Source organism: Sporosarcina oncorhynchi, from assembly GCF_033304615.1.
GTDB classification, from domain to species: Bacteria; Bacillota; Bacilli; order Bacillales_A; family Planococcaceae; genus Sporosarcina; species Sporosarcina oncorhynchi.
Map to the genome: position 1 here is coordinate 2767594 of NZ_CP129118.1, position 20418 is coordinate 2788011.

General features: G+C 44.0%; 20 protein-coding genes. 2 read left to right on the forward strand and 18 right to left on the reverse strand.

Annotated features, from left to right (window positions below; translation table 11 throughout):
• Positions 1-206: 206 nt before the first annotated feature.
• Both QWT69_RS13525 and QWT69_RS13530 read left to right on the forward strand, forming a co-directional pair.
• Positions 207-710 carry a DUF2243 domain-containing protein gene (locus QWT69_RS13525; RefSeq protein ID WP_317966448.1) on the forward strand — a complete coding sequence of 168 codons (504 nt, stop codon included), beginning with the start codon at positions 207-209 and terminating at the stop codon, positions 708-710.
• A complete protein-coding gene (locus tag QWT69_RS13530) occupies positions 700-1491 on the forward strand; it encodes a cytochrome c oxidase assembly protein (protein WP_317966450.1) in 792 nt (263 codons plus the stop codon). Before QWT69_RS13525 ends, QWT69_RS13530 begins: the two co-directional genes overlap by 11 nt.
• 322 nt (positions 1492-1813) lie before the next feature.
• On the opposite strand, the gene QWT69_RS13535 is transcribed toward QWT69_RS13530, so the two are convergent.
• From QWT69_RS13535 to QWT69_RS13620, 18 genes are all read right to left on the reverse strand, one after another.
• Positions 1814-3010: a hypothetical protein gene (locus QWT69_RS13535; protein WP_317966452.1), complete on the reverse strand. Its 1197-nt coding sequence runs from the start codon at positions 3008-3010 to the stop codon at positions 1814-1816.
• Positions 2985-3545, reverse strand: coding sequence for a sigma-70 family RNA polymerase sigma factor (locus tag QWT69_RS13540; RefSeq protein ID WP_317971107.1), 561 nt, complete (start codon positions 3543-3545; stop codon positions 2985-2987). Before QWT69_RS13540 ends, QWT69_RS13535 begins: the two co-directional genes overlap by 26 nt.
• Before the next feature lie 329 nt (positions 3546-3874).
• Entirely contained in the window at positions 3875-4858 is a 984-nt protein-coding gene (hpaD, locus tag QWT69_RS13545) for a 3,4-dihydroxyphenylacetate 2,3-dioxygenase (protein ID WP_317966454.1), read from the reverse strand.
• A 22-nt stretch (positions 4859-4880) separates the two neighbouring features.
• Positions 4881-6392: a 5-carboxymethyl-2-hydroxymuconate semialdehyde dehydrogenase gene (gene hpaE / locus QWT69_RS13550; RefSeq protein ID WP_317966456.1), complete on the reverse strand. Its 1512-nt coding sequence runs from the start codon at positions 6390-6392 to the stop codon at positions 4881-4883.
• Between the two features lie 29 nt (positions 6393-6421).
• Complete coding sequence (gene hpaI, locus QWT69_RS13555; protein ID WP_317966458.1) at positions 6422-7345, reverse strand: 2,4-dihydroxyhept-2-ene-1,7-dioic acid aldolase; 924 nt, start codon at positions 7343-7345, stop codon at positions 6422-6424.
• 57 nt (positions 7346-7402) lie between these two features.
• The gene (locus QWT69_RS13560) at positions 7403-7894 is read right to left on the reverse strand and encodes a flavin reductase family protein (RefSeq protein ID WP_317966460.1); all 492 of its coding nucleotides are present in this window, start codon (positions 7892-7894) and stop codon (positions 7403-7405) included.
• Positions 7895-7937: 43 nt separating this feature from the next.
• Positions 7938-9422: a 4-hydroxyphenylacetate 3-monooxygenase, oxygenase component gene (gene hpaB, locus QWT69_RS13565; RefSeq protein WP_317966462.1), complete on the reverse strand. Its 1485-nt coding sequence runs from the start codon at positions 9420-9422 to the stop codon at positions 7938-7940.
• A 60-nt stretch (positions 9423-9482) separates the two neighbouring features.
• A complete protein-coding gene (locus tag QWT69_RS13570) occupies positions 9483-9872 on the reverse strand; it encodes a 5-carboxymethyl-2-hydroxymuconate Delta-isomerase (protein WP_317966464.1) in 390 nt (129 codons plus the stop codon).
• A 20-nt stretch (positions 9873-9892) separates the two neighbouring features.
• On the reverse strand, positions 9893-10651 hold the full coding sequence (locus QWT69_RS13575) for a fumarylacetoacetate hydrolase family protein (protein WP_317966466.1): 759 nt from the start codon (positions 10649-10651) through the stop codon (positions 9893-9895).
• On the reverse strand, positions 10648-11424 hold the full coding sequence (locus tag QWT69_RS13580; protein WP_431312345.1) for a fumarylacetoacetate hydrolase family protein: 777 nt from the start codon (positions 11422-11424) through the stop codon (positions 10648-10650). Before QWT69_RS13580 ends, QWT69_RS13575 begins: the two co-directional genes overlap by 4 nt.
• 48 nt (positions 11425-11472) lie before the next feature.
• Complete coding sequence (locus QWT69_RS13585; protein WP_317966470.1) at positions 11473-12270, reverse strand: ABC transporter ATP-binding protein; 798 nt, start codon at positions 12268-12270, stop codon at positions 11473-11475.
• Entirely contained in the window at positions 12248-13297 is a 1050-nt protein-coding gene (locus QWT69_RS13590) for an ABC transporter permease (protein WP_317966472.1), read from the reverse strand. The genes QWT69_RS13585 and QWT69_RS13590 overlap by 23 nt, the downstream gene beginning before the upstream one ends.
• 17 nt (positions 13298-13314) lie before the next feature.
• Positions 13315-14301 carry an ABC transporter substrate-binding protein gene (locus QWT69_RS13595; RefSeq protein WP_317966474.1) on the reverse strand — a complete coding sequence of 329 codons (987 nt, stop codon included), beginning with the start codon at positions 14299-14301 and terminating at the stop codon, positions 13315-13317.
• A gap of 25 nt (positions 14302-14326) precedes the next feature.
• The gene (locus QWT69_RS13600; protein ID WP_317966476.1) at positions 14327-15784 is read right to left on the reverse strand and encodes a dihydrolipoyl dehydrogenase family protein; all 1458 of its coding nucleotides are present in this window, start codon (positions 15782-15784) and stop codon (positions 14327-14329) included.
• Positions 15784-17007: a dihydrolipoamide acetyltransferase family protein gene (locus tag QWT69_RS13605; protein ID WP_317966478.1), complete on the reverse strand. Its 1224-nt coding sequence runs from the start codon at positions 17005-17007 to the stop codon at positions 15784-15786. The genes QWT69_RS13600 and QWT69_RS13605 overlap by 1 nt, the downstream gene beginning before the upstream one ends.
• A 12-nt stretch (positions 17008-17019) precedes the next feature.
• A complete protein-coding gene (locus tag QWT69_RS13610; protein WP_431312346.1) occupies positions 17020-18036 on the reverse strand; it encodes an alpha-ketoacid dehydrogenase subunit beta in 1017 nt (338 codons plus the stop codon).
• Between the two features lie 3 nt (positions 18037-18039).
• Positions 18040-19095, reverse strand: coding sequence for a pyruvate dehydrogenase (acetyl-transferring) E1 component subunit alpha (gene pdhA, locus QWT69_RS13615; protein ID WP_317966482.1), 1056 nt, complete (start codon positions 19093-19095; stop codon positions 18040-18042).
• Between the two features lie 14 nt (positions 19096-19109).
• Positions 19110-20258, reverse strand: a complete 1149-nt coding sequence (locus tag QWT69_RS13620) for a Leu/Phe/Val dehydrogenase (RefSeq protein ID WP_317966484.1) — start codon at positions 20256-20258, stop codon at positions 19110-19112.
• Positions 20259-20418: the final 160 nt, after the last annotated feature.

Genomic DNA, 20418 nt, shown 5'->3' on the forward strand with positions numbered 1-20418 from the left:
AATAGATTCACTCCGTGAAAAATGTATTTTCCAATTAACTATGTACTACTATATTTGCAGGCGATCTAAAGGTTTTATTTGTACCGTCAAAGTAAATGAAAGGTAACATCTTTCGTCATTTGTAAATTAATTCCTTCGTCTTCCTGTTTAACCACCTTCCCTATCGGAAATAATAATTTGATATTACAGGAGGCGGTGACCTGCAGATGCAAAGAAAGCCTGTGACAAATTGGGCGAATCGAAAAAAGTTCCAAACAAAGAACTTATGGGCGGGGATTTTATTCGGTTTGGGATTTGTGGCGTTTGTAGATGAGACGGTGTTTCATCAGCTGCTGCATTGGCATAAGTTCTATGACAAGTCGACAGTAGCTCTGGGGCTTGTATCAGATGGATTGTTTCATGCCTTTAGTTGGTTCGCGACGGTTGGCGCGCTCTATTTGGTAGCAGACCTGCGACGGCGAGATGCATTATGGCATAAGGTTTTCTGGGGAGGCAAGCTAATCGGAGGCGGTGCTTTTCAGCTATATGACGGTACCATTCAACACAAAGTCATGCGCATCCATCAAATTCGGTATGATGTCGATCTTGTCCCGTATGATGTCGTATGGAACGGGTCAGCAGTTGTAATGATTGCGGCGGGTCTACTGCTTTTGCGTTCAGCAAACCAAGACGCAAGAGGCACAAAGCAGGTGGAACCTCGTGTCGCATGAATCGGATGTAGTTGTAACGGATTGGCTGTTCGGAATGCTAGCATTCGCTGCAATTGCATTGTATCTATATGGTGTCTATCGGTCTGATCGAGAGAAGCATCTGCGAAGGTGGCCCCGTCTGCGTATCGTTTTCTGGATATCTGGCGCAATTATTTCAGCAAGTGCGCTAATCGGTCCGCTGGCAGTCTTGTCGCATGCGTATTTCACTTGGCATATGGCGGGGCATTTATTCCTTGGGATGCTCGGCCCTCTTTTACTGGCACTTGGAGCACCTGTCACACTGTTGCTCCGGACGTTGCCGGTTCAACAGGCGCGTAGGGTGAGCCGCTTTCTCAGAGGTCGGTTCGCACGTTTTTATATTCATCCAGTCACCGCCGCCGTGCTGAACATCGGTGGGCTGTGGCTACTGTATACAACTGATCTATTTGCAATGATGCACGATCATCTGTGGCTATATATATTGGTCCATATCCACGTATTTACAGCGGGCTATTTGTTTACGGTGTCCATGCTGTCGATTGATCCGGTATCACGCCGATTCAGTTATCCGTTCCGAACAGTCGTATTCGTTCTAGCGCTTGCAGGCCACGGCATACTCTCAAAGTTTCTGTACGCCTACCCGCCACACGGAGTACCTGTTGAAGAAGCACGTGCAGGAGCGATGTTGATGTATTACGGAGGTGATGCAGTGGATTTGATTATTATTGCATTGCTGTTTAGAAGTTGGTATCGATCAGCCGGAACACGCCTCACCATCGTTCCGAACGCTACGCCATTGTAAAGGTGCCTGTGCGAGAAACAATCAAGTTCATTCAGACAAATCGGGTATTTATACGAGAAGATTTAAGAAATCCTGGTGTCTCAACGTTTTAGTTTCATCTTAATACAATTGTAGTGTATTGTCTGAAGTCAACCTTGCACAGGCACGTTAAAAAAAATCGGACTGCCGATCTCAATGGCAGCAAGATCGATTTCTTCATTGGCGTTGTTCAAGACGGTGGTAACGGCCATAACACTACCTCCTGATTATTGTGGGATGCCTTTCTTTCCAATGCGAAACGACTGGAGACGAAGGCACCCTGACATCCTGTGCACTTTTCTATTCATTGCACCGGCAAAAAAGCCGCTTGCCAAATCCCATCCTCATTCCGGATCATCGAGAAGCCGGATTTCTCGGAGGCATCCTCATTTGGATAAAATTCAATGTATCCTTCGTCGTCACCTGTTTGGACAAACGTCCCTTTTTCGAGATTCTTAAATATTTCCAAGATGTTTTCCTTCGTCCCACGGTCAGCTAAAGGGATTTCCTCATCCTCTTCCTTGCTCCAAAGGGTATGATCCTCCCTATCTGTGTACAGTGCGTACACGGCATCAAAGTCTTCATGATAACTGGCGTAAGCATACATTTTTGCGATGCTGATCGGATCCAATCCCGCCAACTCGTTCACATCATGGGTGAGTTGGAATCTATCATAGACTTGCTGTTCGAAATGATAGAGGCCGGTGGGGCTTTTAAACTTTTTCACCCATTCATCGTCATTCCAAATAGCGGGATTGCCAATCGTTTGCTCGTACCCGCGCACCAAGTAATCATACGTATCTTTCCCACCCGTGTACCAGTCGACAATGGCCATCTCGCCATTTATGTTCCGTATAAAGAACTCGATTTCCTCTCCATAGCCGCCACCATAATGTTTTTGGATATCAACAGGGACTTGCACATACAGATAGCCTCCATTTTCATCCTCCGTAAACTTCGCTTCCCAATCGCCAATTTCCAATTCTTTCACCTTGCTATCCAAAGTGCCGTATTTCTTATATTCAGTTTGCAGCTTCGTTTCCATATACTGTTTAAGGTTCTCGTTTCCGATATACCGATCCAAATCAATTTCCATTCCGTTCCAGACGGCTTTGTAATAATCCGTCAGGGCATCCACGCTTAGCTCAACCGCCGTTTCAGCATCCTCTATGGATAATTCATCCTCATCCTTAGCGGCATAAAGAGGAGCAGGGGGCGTTCCTATCTGACCTTGACTTGGCGGAATTTCGCCGGTAATCGGATTGTCCGATGGAGAGGCTATCGGACCTTCACCACCGCCCAGTTTTCCAGACGCAAAATAAACACCTACAGACGCCAGGACTGTGATGAGCAATCCACCAACTAGCGCAGGCAGGAAATGGATGCGCTTCGGCTTATGAATCTTTCGAAAGACGGCATTCTTATTTCCCGCACCGAAATGCGAGTCTTTGTAGACAGTAGCGTCTAATAAGTTTTTAATATTCGTCAACGGATCTTTCAAGAAAATCACTCCTCTCCATGTTCTTCATTAATGCTTCCCGTCCTCTTTTCAAACGGGTTTTGACCGTGTTTGGGTTGGACTTCAGCACATAACTGATTTCCCCAACGGACAGATCATTATAATAAAAGAGCAGAATGACTTCCTTATATTTAATCGGCAGTCCCATAACAAGTTGCACCAACTTGTCATTATCACTTTTCGCAACAACTGCACTTTCGGGCGATGGCTGCTCCGATTTTTGGTAATGAAATAAATCATTGCTTACAATCACTCTCTTGAACCAGGAAGTCCTTAAAACGTCTTTGCAGCGATTCACAGTCACTCTGTATAGCCACGCCTCAACGGAATCCAATTCCAGCACTTGACGACGTTTCGTATAACAGATGAAAAAGGCATCCTGTACAACTTCCTGGGCTTTCCCCCAATCGTTCAAATAGCTGAAAGACAGCTTTGTCAAGCGCTCGCCAAGCTCATCCATCAAACCGGACAGCCATACTTCTTCTTCGGATTCATTCCCAAACCTTCCCATTCGCATGTTCAACCCCCGCCACCCTTACTACATACAATCTTACCTTTAAGACGAGTGCAAAGGTGCATTTGGTTTCAAAATGGGTGATTGCTTGTAAAATTCGTTAAAAAAGTGCCAGATACTTGAACACTTTTAAGTTTAAGTATCTGGCATCTTATACGAATACACCATTATGCTAATAATAAGCAAATACTAAAAAGAACCACCCAATGCGCTAACATTAAGCGGTCTGCAACGTGCAATAGTAGCTCCCCTACAAGGCGGACAGCTCGGGTTCTGAAACACTAAAGAAGTTCCAGGTTCTCAACCATCACCAATCAATTGCACACAACTATCTACGCCATAATTTTAGGTTTTCGCTGTTTCAATAACGGCTCTTCACTGTCGATTTCCTCGCCCGTATCAATATCAATAAATGTACTTGTCTCCGTAAACCAGCAATCCGGGGCTTCGTGTCCCCAAAAAGTTTGCCTAAGTGGATCATTTAAATCCCAACGTTTCGGTTTTAAATCCGGATCGCTTGTTAAATAATCACCTGTGTACAACTCAATTCGATGGCCATCTGGATCTCTCAGGTACAGGAAGAACGCGTTGGATAAGCCATGACGTCCAGGTCCGCGTTCAATGGAAGCAGCATACCCCATACTCGCTAACACATCACAACAGTCAAGAACGCTCAGACGATCAGTTAGTGAATAGGCGAAGTGATGCAATTTAGGTCCTGGACCACTCATGAAGGCTTGATCATGAACCGTCGGCTTTCGGTAAAGCCATGCCGCCCATAGGTCTCCATCTTCGGTATCCGTATACTCTGAACAGGAAAACCCTAACTGATCCACATAAAAGTCATAGGCCTTTTGGACATCAGGCACTGCACAATTCACGTGGTCAATCCGCTGAATTTTTGCTCCTCGATAATGGTCATATCGCTGCAGCATCCGATCGACGACAGTCATTTCCGCGAAAAACTCCAATGGGATACCCGATATATCATGTGCCCGAAGAGTTCTACCCATTGCATGTTGCTTGCCTTTCGCCAACCATCTTGTTTTTAGTCCTTGTGAACTGAAAAGCTTTTCGATTTCATCCAGATCCTGTTCTTTCTGAACTTTATAACTAAGCACTTCAACAGCGGCTTTATCCGCTTTTTTCAAAAGTAAGCTATGATGGGAATGTTCCTCTAAACCTCTCAAATAAATATGGTTTTCATCGCTTTCCGTTTCAATCATGCCTAATCCATCCACATAAAATTTGCGGGATGCCTGCAAATCCACTACATGAAGCACTGTTCTAGCGATTCGAATAATTGAAAAATCCATGTAAGCCCCCCCCTAACTTCCCCTATTTCTTTCCGAATTGCTGAATACGATGCTCTTCAATCGACACATGAATCACTTTCAGCTCAGTATAAAAATCGAAGCCGTAATGGCCTCCTTCGCGCCCAATTCCTGAGGATTTTGAGCCGCCGAATGGTGTTCGTAAATCGCGTACGTTCTGGGCGTTGACCCAAAGCATTCCGGCTTCAACTTTATGTGCGACTCGGTGGCCACGTTTAATGTCATTCGTCCATACATAACCCGCGAGTCCATAATCGATGTCGTTCGCCAACTTAATGACTTCTTCTTCATCTTTAAATGTCATGACGGTTAATACAGGTCCGAAGATTTCTTCCTGTGCCACACGCATGTGATTTTCTGCATTCAGGATAAGGGTAGGCGCTACAAAATTCCCTCTTGCGAATTGGGTAGGAATATTAGCGGTAATGACGTCTGCTCCTTCTTCCTTCGCAACGTCCAAATAGCCTTTCACTTTCGTGTAATGTCCCTTATCAATCAATGGCCCTACTTCAGTTCTTGCATCTAACGGGTCTCCGACTTTAATCGAAGCAACACGGATCTTTAAAGCTTCAATGAATTTCTCTTGAATTCCCTCTTGCAAAAAAAGCCGTGAGTTTGCTGTGCAGCGTTCCCCGTTGAAGGAATAGATCCCCCACACGCAAGCATCTAATGCCCGTTCGAAATCAGCATCATCGAAGACGATGATTGGTGATTTCCCACCCAGTTCCATCGAGCAGCTTTTCAGTGTATCCGCACTATTTTTGATAATGGTTGAACCTGTTGTTGTTTCGCCTGTAAATGAAATAAGCTGAACGTCAGGATGTCTGACAAGCGCATCCCCCGCAGTCTCACCGTATCCATGAACAACATTGAAGACACCTTTCGGAAGTTCAGCTTTATGGATTACTTCCGCCAATAGATTAGCAGAAAGCGGGGACAGTTCCGCCGGCTTTAAAACAACCGTATTACCAGTCGCAAGCGCAGGAGCCACTTTCCACGTTTCTAACATGAAAGGCGCATTCCATGGTGTGATTAACCCTGCAACCCCTACAGGCGAATGGATCGTATAATTGATAAATTCATCATCCACTTGATAGGCATCTCCTACAAGACGACTTTCCACCATGCGGGCATAAAATCTAAAGTTTTCTGAAGCACGGCTTACCATATTTCTCGTTTGGCTAATCGGAAGTCCTGTATCAAGTGCTTCCAAATAAGCTATTTTCTCGATTTCTTCATCAATCAAATCTGCTATACGGTAAATGTATGCCATTCGATCTTTCAGTTTCATCGTTTTCCAAGGACCGTGATCAAAGGCTTCCCTGGCGGCCGCCACTGCTTTATCAATATCATCTGATTGTCCTTCGGCAACTTCATTGATTTGTTCATTTGTAAACGGGTTCATGTTTTTAATCGTTTTCCCACTTGCAGCGGAAGTGAACTCCCCATTTATATAGAGTGATATATTCTTTTGTGTTTCATGTTTCAAAGAAACCGTTTCGCCCGTCGTTATCATCCTTATCACCTATTCTCTTTTTTCTTCCATCATCTTACAGCGGTTTCCTCCGATAGAATCGCAAGGTCCAAAAGTGTTTTACGAACTTCTTCTTGTATTTCTGCGGATGGTAATCCTAAAGGTAAGCGGAGCTTTGGTGTAATTTTCCCCATCATGCCAAGTGCTACTTTAACTGGCGATGGATTTGTGTCCTTGAACAGCACATCATTCAATGGCATTAATTCGAAATGAAGGTCTTGTGCTCTTTTCACATCCCCCGCGTCCCACGCATTATAAAGTTCGGCCACTTTTGCCGGTTCCACATTAGCTGTTGCACTGATAAAACCCGCACCCCCTATAGCTAGCATCGGATAACAAAGGAGTTCGATGCCTGAGTACAATAGAAAGTCCCTTCCACAATTCAGCAGCACACGATTGACATGTTCAAAGTCTTTATTCGCTTCTTTTACGCCTATAATGTTCGGACAATCTTCAACTAAACGTTTCATCGTACTGACTTCCATATTGACAGCGGATCGACCGGGTATATTGTAAATGATGATGGGTGTCACAACAGAATCTGCTACTGTTTTAAAGTGCTGATAAAGGGCTTCCTGGTTCGGTTTGTTGTAATAAGGTACAATAACCATCGCGGCATCCGCACCTATTTCCTCAGCATATTTTGTAAGCTCCATTGTTTCATCATGATTGGTTGAACCAGTTCCTGGCGCGAAAAACACACGGCCATCAATCGTTTCTTTCGCTAGGTCCATAACTCGTTTTCTCTCCGCGATTGTCAATGAGCTTGGTTCACCACTTGTTCCTGTAACAGAAATCCCATGGCTGCCACTGGCAATTTGCCAATTGATCAACTCGGCAAACGTTTTTTCATCAATTTCCCCACTTTCAGTAAATGGGGTAATGACAGGACAAATTGAACCTCTTAACTTCTTTTTCGCCTCTTCATATGCCACTAGAATCCACTCCTCCTTAGTGATTAAGCACACACTTGCCTTGCGCTTTGAAACAACTTATCCTTCAAGCTCTTTTAGTTCGCGATACTTCCCTTGGCTATAGAGTAAGGGAGCTTTTTCTTCAAGCTGAACGCCTGTAACATGACCGATGAAAATCGTGTGATCTCCCGCTACAAATTCACTGTGCAGCACACAAGTGACAATCGCTAACGATCCTTCTAGTACTGGCAAACCCTTATAAGATTCGAACGTCATTTCAGATTTCAGATTCAGTTGACCTGAAAATTGCTTCGAGACGATTTCCTGGTCAGATGATAATATGTTAATCGCGAATTGTTTAGCATCTTTTATATGCTGAAGCATTTTCGCATTTTCTCCGATACTGATCGCGACAAGCTTTGGGTTTAATGAAATGGACATAAAAGCATTTGCTGTCATGCCATGCACTTCTTCAGCAACCTCCGTCGTAATGACCGTTACACCTGTTGCAAAACTTCCCATGACATTTCTGAACAACCGATCTTCTATTTCATGATCTGCTTGTTGCATCGTGCATTCTCCTTCCCACTTTCAACTACTTTTCCATTCCTGCTCAAGAAATGATGCCAGCTTCTTTTTTTGTTTTATTCAAGAAGTTTGTCACCATATCTTTATACGGCTGTTTATCAAATCCATCATAATAGGCATTTGACATTCTAACTGGATCTCCAAAGAAGTAATATTCATAAAGTGCTTGGCGGTTTCCGAATGCACTAATGGAGATATCCCATGCTAAACGGAACAGTTGTACTTTTTCCTCACCGTTCGTATTCGCACCTTGCGTGTAACGGTGTACTAATGGGCCGACGTCTGAGTTGCTGAAGTCCGCTTCAGTTGGAAGTGCCATCAATCCTGAAGCGCCTAAGATCTTAATGATTTCATTCATGCGCTGGTACATTTTGGGGAACCAGTTGCGCGCCGCATTTAGCGGTTCAAAGTCTGGCGTCATATTTCCATATTGATCGATTTTTGCATTGTGTTCAGATTTATATAAATGAGAACGCATCACTTCTAAAATGACCATGATTTCGCTTGCCTTTTCTTTCACATGCATGAACTTATCGATACCGATTGCTTCCATCATGCTAACGACAACACCTAGAATGAATTCGGTTTTTACAACGTTTTTGCAAATGACTTGATGGGTCATATGTATAACCGCATTTGTCTCGGTATACGTACGATTACAAATATCTGTACTTTCACTTACAAACACTCTCTCCCACGGAACAAATACATCTTCAAACGATATAATGGCATCGCTTTCATCGAACCGTGCGCCTAACGGGTGATCCCATTTACTTTTCCCATAGTCGAAAGATTCACGGGATAGGAATTTTAACCCCTTAGTATTATTCGGAATGGCAAATGCAAATGCATATGGATCATCTGTTGTGCCCGGAGTTCTATTGATGGTAGAAGGGAATACGACGAGTTCATCCGTGATTCCGCCAAGCGTTGCCAATAGGCGGCAACCATTCACAATAATTCCGTCTGCTGTTTTTTTCGTAATACGTGCGGAGAGGAATGGATCATTTTGTTCGGATTGCGTGAGTTTGGATCGGTTCACTTGCGGATGGATTAATGTATGCGTTAAGCTAATATCGTTTTCCCGGGCATACTCATAGTAATTTGCTGCGTTTTTAGCAAATTGATCACTTCCGCCACCTGCTTGCGCGAAAAACTGGCTGGCTGTTCCGAATGCCATAATGCTAGTGTTCAAGTAATCTGGCGATCGCCCCATCATCCCCCCGGAAAAAGTAGCCCATTCTGTATGCATTTCACGTCTTTTGAACAAATCCTCTTTCGTTTTTGGTGCAATAAAAGAAAGCCCTACTTTTTCCCCAGACGTCGGTGAAGTATACAGCATTTTCTCTGGCTTCTCGTGTTGTAAATCATAGAGACCCGCTACGCTCTCGACTACATTTTTAAATGCAGGATGTGTGGTGACATCATCTACTTTCTCACCGTGGATCCAAACTTCCGTCTTCCGTTCTTTAATACCTTCAATGTATTCTTTCCCTGTACGTGCACCCATGCCATTCCCTCCCATTTTTTCATACGATAACTTTCAATCCGATCAGTGACCGATGATTTTTCACTTCTTTTTAAATCTCGTGTGAATGTTATTCTGTTTATACGTACCTGCTTCACTAAATTCAACTAATTCCATTGACAATGCTAAATAACGCTTGGATGAAACGTGAGAGAAATGTTCTTTTATCACTTCAAATAACGCATCGCATACGTCTTTTTTTACTTCATCGGAGCGCCCAGCCCCAATTTTCAACTGTGCATGGACAAATGCATCATCCTCGGCACCATCTGCAGCGCGATACTCCTTTAACTCAATCGCTCTGGAACGAAGACCGCCTATCGGGAAAATAGTGTCTCTTGCAATAAGAACTTTATGAATCTCTTCTAATAGCTTGTTAATATTTGCTTCTTCTTTTAGATTATCCGTGTACTCGACGAAAAAAAACGGCAACTACAACCACCCTTTCCGTACTATCGATTTGTGAATGACTCATCGCCGATTATCGTATTCACCAAACGTCCAATTCCCTCAATTTCTGTAACGACTACATCACCTACTGCCGTATCGACAGATCCTTTCGGAGTGCCCGTGAGAATAACATCGTTTTCACTTAACGTCATAAAGCTGCTTAAATAGGAAATGAGGGTTCGGATATCGAAAATCATATCCGCTGTTGTGCCTTCCTGGACGAGTTTGTCGTTAATATGCGTCGTCAATTTTAGATTCATAGGATCAGCCACATCTGTTGCATCCACAATCCATGGCCCGAATGGCGTACCTGTATCTCGATTTTTCACGCGCAAGTTTGGACGATAATAGTTCTCCAAGTAATCCCTGATTGCATAATCATTGGCGACACTATAGCCTTTAATGTACTTGTAAGCATCCTCGGGTTTTACATTCCGGGCTGTTTCGCCGATGATGACAGCTAATTCACATTCATAATGCATATAGGTCACATCTGCAGGTCGACGGGTAAAGGCATTGTGCCCGACAAATGTATTTGGCCCTTTTAAAAATACAAGTGGTTCTGACGGAGCGGAAAATGCAAGTTCCGCTGCATGGTCTGCATAATTCAGGCCTAAGGCAAACACGGTTCGCGGTTCTATTGGCGTAAGCCAGACCACATCGTGTTCCTCGACGATTCGACCATCCTCTAATTTAAGTTGTCCAGCGCACTCCACCGCCTCATGAATGGCACCCCCGTAAGCTATCCGTGCTCTTCTCATAACAGTCCTCTCCATTTTGCTTCTTTTTCGTCTACGATAATGTTTTCAAGATTCCCAATGCCTTCTATCTCAATCCGGATCTTATCGCCTATTTGGACTAACGGTGCCTGTTCAGGAACTCCTACGAGTAGCACATCCCCGGGATTCAACGTCATGAATTCAGTTACATCTGCAAGCAGACGAGAGATTGGACGAATCAAATTTACTGTGGAGTTTTCCTGTTGAAGCTTTTCATTAATGAATACACGAAGCGCTAAATCATCAGGGTTTTGGACCTCATCACGCTCAATGATCCATGGCCCGATTGAGCAAAATCCATCGCGTGCCTTATGTTGAACAGCTGGGCGGTATACACTATCATGCGGAACGCTTATATCATTGACGATTGTATAGCCCGCCACATACGTGAGGGCATTTTTTTCATCCAGAGCGACCGCTTTCTTTCCGATAACTAACCCAAGCGCTGCACCTATTTCAAGAGCTGGTATTCCTTCCGGCATGGGAATCAATCCACCGTTCCGGTTAAACGTATTTGCCGGTTTAATATAAAGGACAGGAGCATTTGGCGGCGAGCTATACGGTTTGTCATATACAGCATCACCCAAACTTTCAAGTTCTCCTTTGTAGTTCAATAACGTTCCATAAATCGTCCCCGTAACCGGGTTGTCAATCTGAAGATCAGCTAGACTTGCTTCGTCGTCTCCAAGTGTGACAGTGTTCGTAACCGGATTCACAGCGACAGAAAGTAGTTCCTGTGAACCTAATACTTTCATACTTGCCTTCACACATTTCACCCCTTTTGTTCGTCCTAACGCGAACGCTCAGACAGACAACAATGCTTTGTCGCTTGTCATTTTTTCTCCCCGAATGCGTTGGAATTCGTCCATTAGCTTAGGGATCGTCAAGTTTTTCTTTTCCTCAGGCTCTATCTCCAAGATAATTTGTCCTTTATCCATCATGATGAGCCTGTTCCCCAAATCTAGCGCCTGTTGCATATTATGTGTAATCATCAACGTAGTGAGCTGATCTTTCTCAACAAGCTGCTTCGTCAGATTGGTAATTAACTCCGCACGTGAAGGGTCCAATGCAGCTGTATGCTCATCTAAAAGCAAAATCGACGGTTGGGTAAAAGTGGCCATCAAAAGGGAGAGGGCTTGCCTTTCCCCACCGGAAAGCATTCCTACTTTTGCATTTAAACGATTCTCCAGATTCAAGTGAAGTGTTTCCAGAGATTCACGGAATAGTTCACGCCGCTTTTTATCAACGCCCTGTTTCAACGCACGTCTTTTGTTTCTGGAGTAAGCCATTGCCAAGTTCTCTTCAATGGTCATCGATGGGGCAGTGCCCGCCATCGGATCTTGAAACACTCTGCCAATCATTTGCGAACGCTTAAATTCAGGCATTCTTGTAACGTCTTTACCTGCAATTTCTATGACACCAAAATCAGGTGAAAGAGTGCCAGCAATCATATTCAGCATCGTAGATTTTCCAGCGCCATTACTGCCGATTACAGTCATAAAGTCGCCGGCGTTCAATGTTAAATTTATTTGATCCAAAGCAATTTTTTCATCGGGTGTCGCTTCATTAAAGACTTTATTAATCTGATTGAGCTTTAGCAAGGGCACTACGCTCCTTCATAAGCAAATGCTCATGCTCCAGTAACCGGTCAGCATGGCGTTTCGCTTTTCTTCTTTTTTCTCGTCTTTTATCAAGATATTGCGGCAATACTAAAGCTCCAATTACAATGACAGCAGTAATTAACTTCATATCCCCTGGGTCAAGTACATCCACCCTAAGAGCTAGGCCCAGTACAATTCGATAAATGATCGCTCCGGCGATGACAGCAAACGTCGTGCGCACGATTGTTTTAGTACCAAATATCGCCTCGCCTATAATCACGGATGCCAGTCCAACGATGATCATTCCAATTCCCATTCCAATGTCAGCAAACTTGGAATACTGCGCAACGAGGGCACCCGAAAACGCTACTAATGCATTCGAAAATCCTAGACCTACAATAACGAGTGTGTCCGTATTTGCTGATAAACTTCTGATCATTTTTTTATTATCACCTGTTGCCCGGATGGCAAGACCGACCTCGGTTTTCAAAAACCAATCGACAATCAATTTGATGATCAAGACGATAATGATCATGATGAAAAATGTACCCCACGTTGAAGGCAAATTTTTGAATCCTACCATGGTGAGAAAGTTGTTAATGGTCGTGTCGATGCCTAAAGAACTCCAAAACGATTTAAATTGAGAGAACATCGTTTCAGCTTTCAATAATGGGATATTCGGTCGACCTATGGAGTTCGCTGAGGTCAGTCCCATTATGCGTAAATTGATTGAATACAAGGCAATCATCATTAATATGCCGGATAGGAGTGCATTGATTTTCCCTTTCGTATGCAAGAGTCCAGTTACACAACCGGCAAGGAACCCTATACCGATGGCTACGACTGTTGCAAACGCGGGATGATAACCGAAAATAATCATCGTGGCAGCTACTGCAGCCCCTGTGACAAAACTACCGTCAACTGTCAAATCCGGGAAGTCGAGCACTCGGAATGAAAGATACACACCGAGTGCCATGATTGCATAGATGATTCCTTGTTCCACAGAGCCGAATATTGCTGCAAACATGTAGAATCACCCCCTATTTATTCACTGAATTCAGCTTTCCAATCATCCTTAATGTCGAGTTCAAGCAAAGTTGCCGTATCTTTATTCATGATCAATTTCAACTTTTGTGGAATCTGAACTGGCAAATCAGCAGGTTTACTTTCACCTTTTAAGATTTTGGCAGCCATTTGACCAGCTTCATAACCGATGTCATAGTATTCAAAGCCATATGCTGCTAAACCGCCTCGCTCTACTGAGTCGAATTCACCGACCATCATCGGAATTTTGTTATCATTAGCAACTGAAATCACTGACTCGAGCGCACTAACGACTGTATTGTCTGTAATGATATAGAAAGCATCTGCTTTGCCAATCAACGATTCAGCCGCTGATTTTACATCCGCTGACGTCGCCACTGACGCTTCTACAACTGTCATATCCATATCTTTCAGCATTTCCTTCACTGCATCCACTTGAGCGCGTGAGTTTTGTTCTCCCGCGTTAAACACCATTCCAACCTTCTTCGCTCCCAATTCCTCTTTGATGAATTTCATCGTCTTAGAAATCGCATCGGGATGTGCATCGATTGTTCCTGTTACATTTGCTCCGGGTTCTTCCATTGAGTCAACAAGTTCTGCTCCCACTGCATCAGTTACAGAAGTGAAAACAATGGGAATATCCGTTGTGGCACTTGCTGCCGCCTGAGCACTTGGCGTAGAGTTTGCAAATATCAAATCGACGCCCGCGCTCACAAGATTTGTTGCGATTGTTGTGTTGATGCTGTTATCACCTTGAGCGATTTGCTCATCATATTCTGCATTGATCCCCTCATCTTCCAATGCTTTTTTGAAACCATCGTATGCAGCATTGAGTGATGGGTGTTCTACGATTTGGCTGACACCTATTTTGTATGTTTTAGAGGATGCTACTGGATTCTTCCCTCCACTTTCCTCCGTACCACACGCTGCAAGAAATAAAGCTGAGCTGAACATAACCGCCAACATTTTTTTCCAATTACTTTTCATCTTTTTTCCCCCTTTACTGGTTGTTTTATTTGGTGTTTATTTGAAAACGAGTATTGGCTAAATCGCGTTTAACCGGCGCGGCATGTATCGCCTGTCCGACCAATCCCTCTACCGCTTCAAGGAAACCTTCACCGACTCCCGGATGTGCGTATAGTGGGAATTTTAAGTCTTCTTGTTTCGCAGCCATTTCAAGCGATTGCACAAAAGAACCTGATAACTCTATGGCCCCTTCACCAATCATATGAATACCTTGTATGATTTCCGTCGTGGCATCAGATACCACTTTAATGAATCCATCCTTTTTGCCCGTTAGTGTTGCATACCCATTGCCGCCAAGCGCAAATTGACTGACGTGAACTTCCAACCCAAACTCGCGTGCACGTTGTTCTGTTAGCCCAACTGAAACCGCTGGAGGAATTGTATGCGCAACAACTGGCATAAATGTCAGGTCGACTTCGGTTTTCAGGCCTGCAATCGAGGCTACGGCAGTCTTCGCTTGTTTGATTGCTTTTACTGCAAGCATTGGACCTCCTGTTACATCACCAATTGCATAAATAGCCGGCAGCGATGTTTGCATATTTCCATCTATCTTTATAAAACCCTCATCTGTTTCGGCAATCCCGAAACGACTTATGCCTAGAGGTTCCAAATTGGCGGTTCTCGTGCCAGATACGAATAGATGTGACCCGAATAGCGTTTCCTCTACGTTTTTATCCGTTAGAAAAGTCATTGTAATCCCGTCTTCCGCCTCATTTGTTGAGAGGAATTGAAGTTCTTTATACAGTTTGATTTTCCGCTTTTTAAATAACCGGCTTAATTCTTTATTGATGGATTCATCAAAAGGGAAATCGGCTTGGTTTTCGATTACCACACTGACTTTTGCACCGAGTGCGGCAAAACTGGAAGCCGCTTCGAGTGCAATATAGTCACTACCTCTCACAATGAGGTGGTCGGGTACTTCTTCCAATGCAAACAGTTCATGCGGCAAGAGCATTCTTTCCCCTTTTTCTTTCATAAAGAAAGGCATAACCGGGGTACTTCCTGTCGCGATAATGGCTTGCTGAAATTCGTAAATATCGAATTGATGCCCATTTTCCACGCCGATTTTGTCTGTAGCGAGAAATGTCACTTTTCCGCGGATCATTTCAACTTTATTTTCCTTACAGAGACTTTCTACACCAGACCTAAGCTGATTTATGACTTTGTCTTTATAGGCAAGCAGCTTCTTGAAATCGAATGGCATATCTGAAGTTCCAATCCCAAGTTCCTGCAAATGGGGGGCTTCTGTGCGTTTAGCTGCGGCATGTGTAACAATTTTTGAAGGGATGCAACCTTCATTCAAACAGACGCCGCCCATATCCGCCTGTTCGATCAATGTGACGGAGAGGCCGAGTTGTGCGCCGCGGATGGCAGCAGAATACCCACCAGGCCCCCCTCCGATGATGATCAGATTTCTTTCCTGACTGATTTCGCCGACAACCATTAAACCATCTCCATCATCAGCTTGTGAGGCTGTTCAATTAGGCTTGCAAAGCGATTCGTAAATGCAACAGCTGTTGCGCCGTCAGCAACACGGTGGTCAAATGCAAAAGACAGTGTCATCATATGACCGATAACGATTTCATCATGCTCGTTGACGATTGGCTGTTTTTTTGTTTTGTGGAAAGCAATAAGTGCCGTTTCTGGGTAATTAATAATCGGTGTTGCACCCGTACTGCCAAGGGGCCCGACATTACTTACGGTAAATGTGCTATTTTGCATTTCAAACGGTTGTAACTGACCAGCAATCGCTTTTGCTGTTAATGCTTTGACGTCTTCATGAATCTCTTTAATCGATTTTTTATCCGCATCATGGACAACCGGTACAATTAGCCCGCTGTCCGTATTCGTTGCAATGCCGATATGATAGTTTTTCTTAAGAACTATTCGGGCATTTTCTTCATCGAGTTCAGCGTTGAATATCGGGAAATCCTTCAAGGAAATGACAAGTGCCTTGATCAGGAACGCCGGGATACTGACCGTTTCTCCCGCTGTTTTCAATTGTTCTCTCATGTTCACTAAATTCGTCATATTCACTTCGTCGAAATGCGTGACATGAGGGATCGTAAAGAGCGATTTCGTCATCTTTTCTGCAATCTTCTTCCGGATGCCCCTAAAAGGAATTTCATCAGGAACCGCTTCGCTAACGACTGCAGGCTTCTTATCTGCAATCGTTTCAATCGATATTTTCTTCCCTTCTAAAAATCGGAAAATATCCTCTTCCGTTATCCTTCCAGAAGGGTCGGCAGCCCGGACATCTTCAAGGTTAATATTGTTGTCACGTGCAATTTTACGTGTGTATGGTGCCGCGAGCACGCGTTGAAAAGGAATTGAAACTGATGAATTTTCATTGGATTTTAGTGTAGGATTTGCATTTACCTCAATTGTTTGTTTCGATTCTGATTGTGGTTTCTGTCCTTCTTCCACAACTTCCTTCGTTTCAATAGAAAGCAAGCTTGTTCCGACCTCGACTGTTTCACCAACTTCGATACGAATCTCTTTCACAATTCCCGCGCATGGTGAAGTAAGTTCAGCGACCATTTTGTCTGTTTGCACTTCGACAAGTGGCTGGTCGGTCGTAACTGTATCGCCAACCTTCACTAAATAATGGATGACTTCCCCTTCTGTCATGCCTTCCCCGATATCATGCAACTTTACTTCAAGCATTCCATTTCCCCCTTAAAAATGAAGCACTTTCTCTATTCCTTCCACGACACGAGCAGGTGTAGGAAGATAATGTTCTTCTAATGAAAAGAATGGAACCGGTACGTCAAATCCTGTAATCCGTTCAATTGGAGCGCGTAGATATAGGAAAGCTGTATCGTTAATGATGGAAATGATATCGTTGCCAAGCCCTCCCGTATGATGCGCCTCATGAATAATGACTGCTCTCGTCGTCTTCTTTACAGACTCAGCTATGATTTCGCTATCGATTGGATACAATGTGCGCAGATCGATAATTTCACAACTAATCCCTTTTTTCTCAGCCTGCTCTGCCGCCTTCTCAGCAATTGAAACCATAGCCCCCCAAGCGATGAGTGTTACATCCGTACCTTCACGAACTAGTTTCCCTTTACCAATTTCCACCGTATATTTCCCGACAGGTACTTCTTCTCTTTTCGAACGATAGTTTTTCATCGGCTCGAGAACAAGAACAGGGTCAGGATCTTCCATCGCGGCAATTAATAACCCTTTTGCGTCGTAAGGACTGGATGGACAGACAACTTTGAGACCTGGCATATGCGTGAAAAGGGATTCAGTACTATCTGAATGAATTTCCGGCGCCCGGATACCTGCACCATATGGAGCCCGAATAACCATGGGCACTGTAAAGCGGGACATCGATCTCATCCGGATTCTTGAGACATGCGTCATGATTTGTTCATACGCGGGATAGATGAAGCCAAGGAATTGGATTTCTGCAACCGGTCTAAAACCGTTAACAGCGAGACCAATTGATGTCCCAATAATTCCAGCTTCCGACAACGGCGTGTCAATTACCCGATCTTCACCGAATGCTTCCTGGAGCCCTTCTGTTGCACGAAATACGCCTCCATTTTTACCGATATCTTCCCCTAAAATGACAGTGCGATCATCTTCTTCAAGCATCAAACGCATGGCGTCATTGATTGCTTGAATTAACGTCATCTGTTTAGCCGTCTCACTTTTTTGATGCGTCTCTTTTACCTGTGTCATCATTCATTTCCTCCCTACATGTGCAAGGTACGCTTCTTTTTGCTTTGCTAATTGGGCTGGCATCTCAGCGTATACATGGTCAAAAACGTCTTCAACATTCGGTGGGGGGAACTTTTCCATTTCCTCGACTGCTTCTTCGACTTCCCGAGTCGTTTTTTCTTGAATAGACTGCATCCAAGCGTCATCCCAGTAGCCATAATTCTTCATAAAGAGTTCCAAACGTAAAAGCGGGTCAACGAAATCCTTCGCTCGTTCTTCCGTACGGTACTTGGATGGATCATCCGCAGTCGTATGGGCTCCTTTTCGCCATGTAACCGCTTCGATTAAGGTCGGACCATTCCCGCTTCTAGCATGATTAAATGCTTTTTTCGTTTCAAAATAGACTGCAAAACAATCATTTCCATCTAGGCGGATTCCCGGCATACCATAAGCAACGGATTTTTGGGCGATCGTCTTTGAGTTCATTTGTTTTTCAATCGGAACAGAAATGGCATATCCATTATTTTGGTTAAAAAAGACAACTGGCACTTTGAATACACTTGCAAAATTCAATCCCTCGTGAAAGTCACCTTCGGATGTAGCTCCGTCCCCAAAATAGGCAATTGCAGCATTTTTCGTTCCCTTTTTCTTTTCAGCCCAAGCGGCACCTGCCGCATGTGGGAGTTGGGTCGCAATCGGGACAGCTGGCGGGAAGATTTGTCTATCTGCCGGAGTTAGACAACCTTCCACCCGCCCATTCCAATACAAAAATGTAGTGGCCATACTTTTACCGAACGTAAGCGTTGCACCATGATCACGATAAGTCGGGAAAACCCAGTCATTGTCATTTAGTGCAAGTGCGCTGCCGACTTGGGCAGCTTCCTGCCCTTCAAATGGCGCATAGGTGCCTAAGCGGCCTTGTCGTTGTAAGTTAATTGCTTTCCGATCAAATGTCCGAATTCGGTACATATGGGAATACAGCTTTTTAACAAGCTGCTCGTCAATCTGCTTTTCATACTCCGCATCCACGAAAAATCCTTTGTCATCTATTACTCTTTTAACAGGATAGTACTGTTCCACAAATACGCCTCCACTCATGATAGATTGCGAATCGCCCATTTCGGTTTCATTGGCGCTGAGTAAAAGTTATTCCGTTTTCCGCGGTCCGCTATTCTTCTTTCGCACATTTCGTTTGCCGATTCCTCTGTTGTTTTTCCACTGAACTCAGCTTCCTTATACACTTCTAAAATCGCATCGTATATATGCTTTGTTTTGGCAAGCACGCGTTCATGATTAATGCCATACAATTCATCTACCACCTGGATGAGCCCGCCTGAATTAACGATATAATCTGGTGCATATAAAATCCCATTATCACGTAATTGTTTACCATGTCTGTCTTCCAATAACTGATTGTTAGCGGAACCTACAATCGCTTTCACTTTAAATTGGGGTATTGTCGTATCATTGATAATCCCGCCAAAAGCACATGGTATGAATAGATCCGCTTCTTGCGAATAGATGTCCTCGCTTGCAACAATTTTTACGCTGCCTGTCGTTCTTTCTGCAACTTCTTCGATTGCACGCAAGCTTTCTTCGTTAATATCCGTCACATAAATGCGTGCACCTGCCTCAAGTAATCCACTTGCGACTTTGAAACCAACTTTTCCAAGCCCTTGTATCGCATAGATTTGCTGGCCTAACTCGTCATGTCCAAATGCAAACTGATTGGTCGCTTTTATGCCGTATAAAACACCTTCGGCAGTCGGGATCGATGAATCACCACCACCTCCGTAGGCTTCAGGAAGACCATTGATGAAGTTGGTCTCTTTCATCGCATGAATGAAATCATCCATCGTAGTTCCCATATCCGTTCCCGTATAAAAGCGGCCGCCCAACGAGTTTACAAATTGACCGAACGCCCGGAATAATTCAGGTGACTTATCTGTTTTGGGATCACCGATAATGACTGCTTTCCCACCTCCGAAATCGACATCGGAAGCCGCACATTTATAGGTCATTCCTTTTGATAGACGAAGAGCATCTTCTAATGCTTCTTCCACACTGCCATAAGGCTGCATGCGGCAACCACCTATAGCTGGACCAAGCGTCGTATTATGGATTGCGATAATTGCACGCAAACCAGTGGAAGGGTCGTTACAGAAAACGACTTGTTCATGCTCACTCATTCGATCAAACAGTTCAAATTGCTTTGTTATTGACGTTTTTTCAGCTATCATCATGTGATTCCCCCCTAGGATTGTACGTTATTGTCAAAACTTCTATAGTAAAAAGCTAATAAATCCTTATAGATTATGGGTTTCAATAAAAAAAACTTGCCACCCCCTAAATTCTACGGATAATTGAGGTTACCAGACACCCAACATCCAGAATAGGAAGTGA

Excerpts from the sequence above, each read along its gene's own strand:
- hpaB (WP_317966462.1), bottom strand. The coding sequence starts at position 9,422 with ATGGGTGCACGTACAGGGAAAGAATACATTGAAGGTATTAAAGAACGG.
- QWT69_RS13540 (WP_317971107.1), bottom strand. The coding sequence starts at position 3,545 with ATGCGAATGGGAAGGTTTGGGAATGAATCCGAAGAAGAAGTATGGCTG.
- QWT69_RS13610 (WP_431312346.1), bottom strand. The coding sequence starts at position 18,036 with ATGACACAGGTAAAAGAGACGCATCAAAAAAGTGAGACGGCTAAACAG.
- QWT69_RS13560 (WP_317966460.1), bottom strand. The coding sequence starts at position 7,894 with ATGCAACAAGCAGATCATGAAATAGAAGATCGGTTGTTCAGAAATGTC.
- hpaD (WP_317966454.1), bottom strand. The coding sequence starts at position 4,858 with ATGGATTTTTCAATTATTCGAATCGCTAGAACAGTGCTTCATGTAGTG.
- QWT69_RS13620 (WP_317966484.1), bottom strand. The coding sequence starts at position 20,258 with ATGATGATAGCTGAAAAAACGTCAATAACAAAGCAATTTGAACTGTTT.
- QWT69_RS13595 (WP_317966474.1), bottom strand. The coding sequence starts at position 14,301 with ATGAAAAGTAATTGGAAAAAAATGTTGGCGGTTATGTTCAGCTCAGCT.
- QWT69_RS13600 (WP_317966476.1), bottom strand. The coding sequence starts at position 15,784 with ATGGTTGTCGGCGAAATCAGTCAGGAAAGAAATCTGATCATCATCGGA.
- QWT69_RS13525 (WP_317966448.1), top strand. The coding sequence starts at position 207 with ATGCAAAGAAAGCCTGTGACAAATTGGGCGAATCGAAAAAAGTTCCAA.
- QWT69_RS13575 (WP_317966466.1), bottom strand. The coding sequence starts at position 10,651 with ATGAGAAGAGCACGGATAGCTTACGGGGGTGCCATTCATGAGGCGGTG.
- QWT69_RS13590 (WP_317966472.1), bottom strand. The coding sequence starts at position 13,297 with ATGTTTGCAGCAATATTCGGCTCTGTGGAACAAGGAATCATCTATGCA.
- hpaE (WP_317966456.1), bottom strand. The coding sequence starts at position 6,392 with ATGATAACGACGGGCGAAACGGTTTCTTTGAAACATGAAACACAAAAG.
- QWT69_RS13605 (WP_317966478.1), bottom strand. The coding sequence starts at position 17,007 with ATGCTTGAAGTAAAGTTGCATGATATCGGGGAAGGCATGACAGAAGGG.
- QWT69_RS13580 (WP_431312345.1), bottom strand. The coding sequence starts at position 11,424 with ATGAAAGTATTAGGTTCACAGGAACTACTTTCTGTCGCTGTGAATCCG.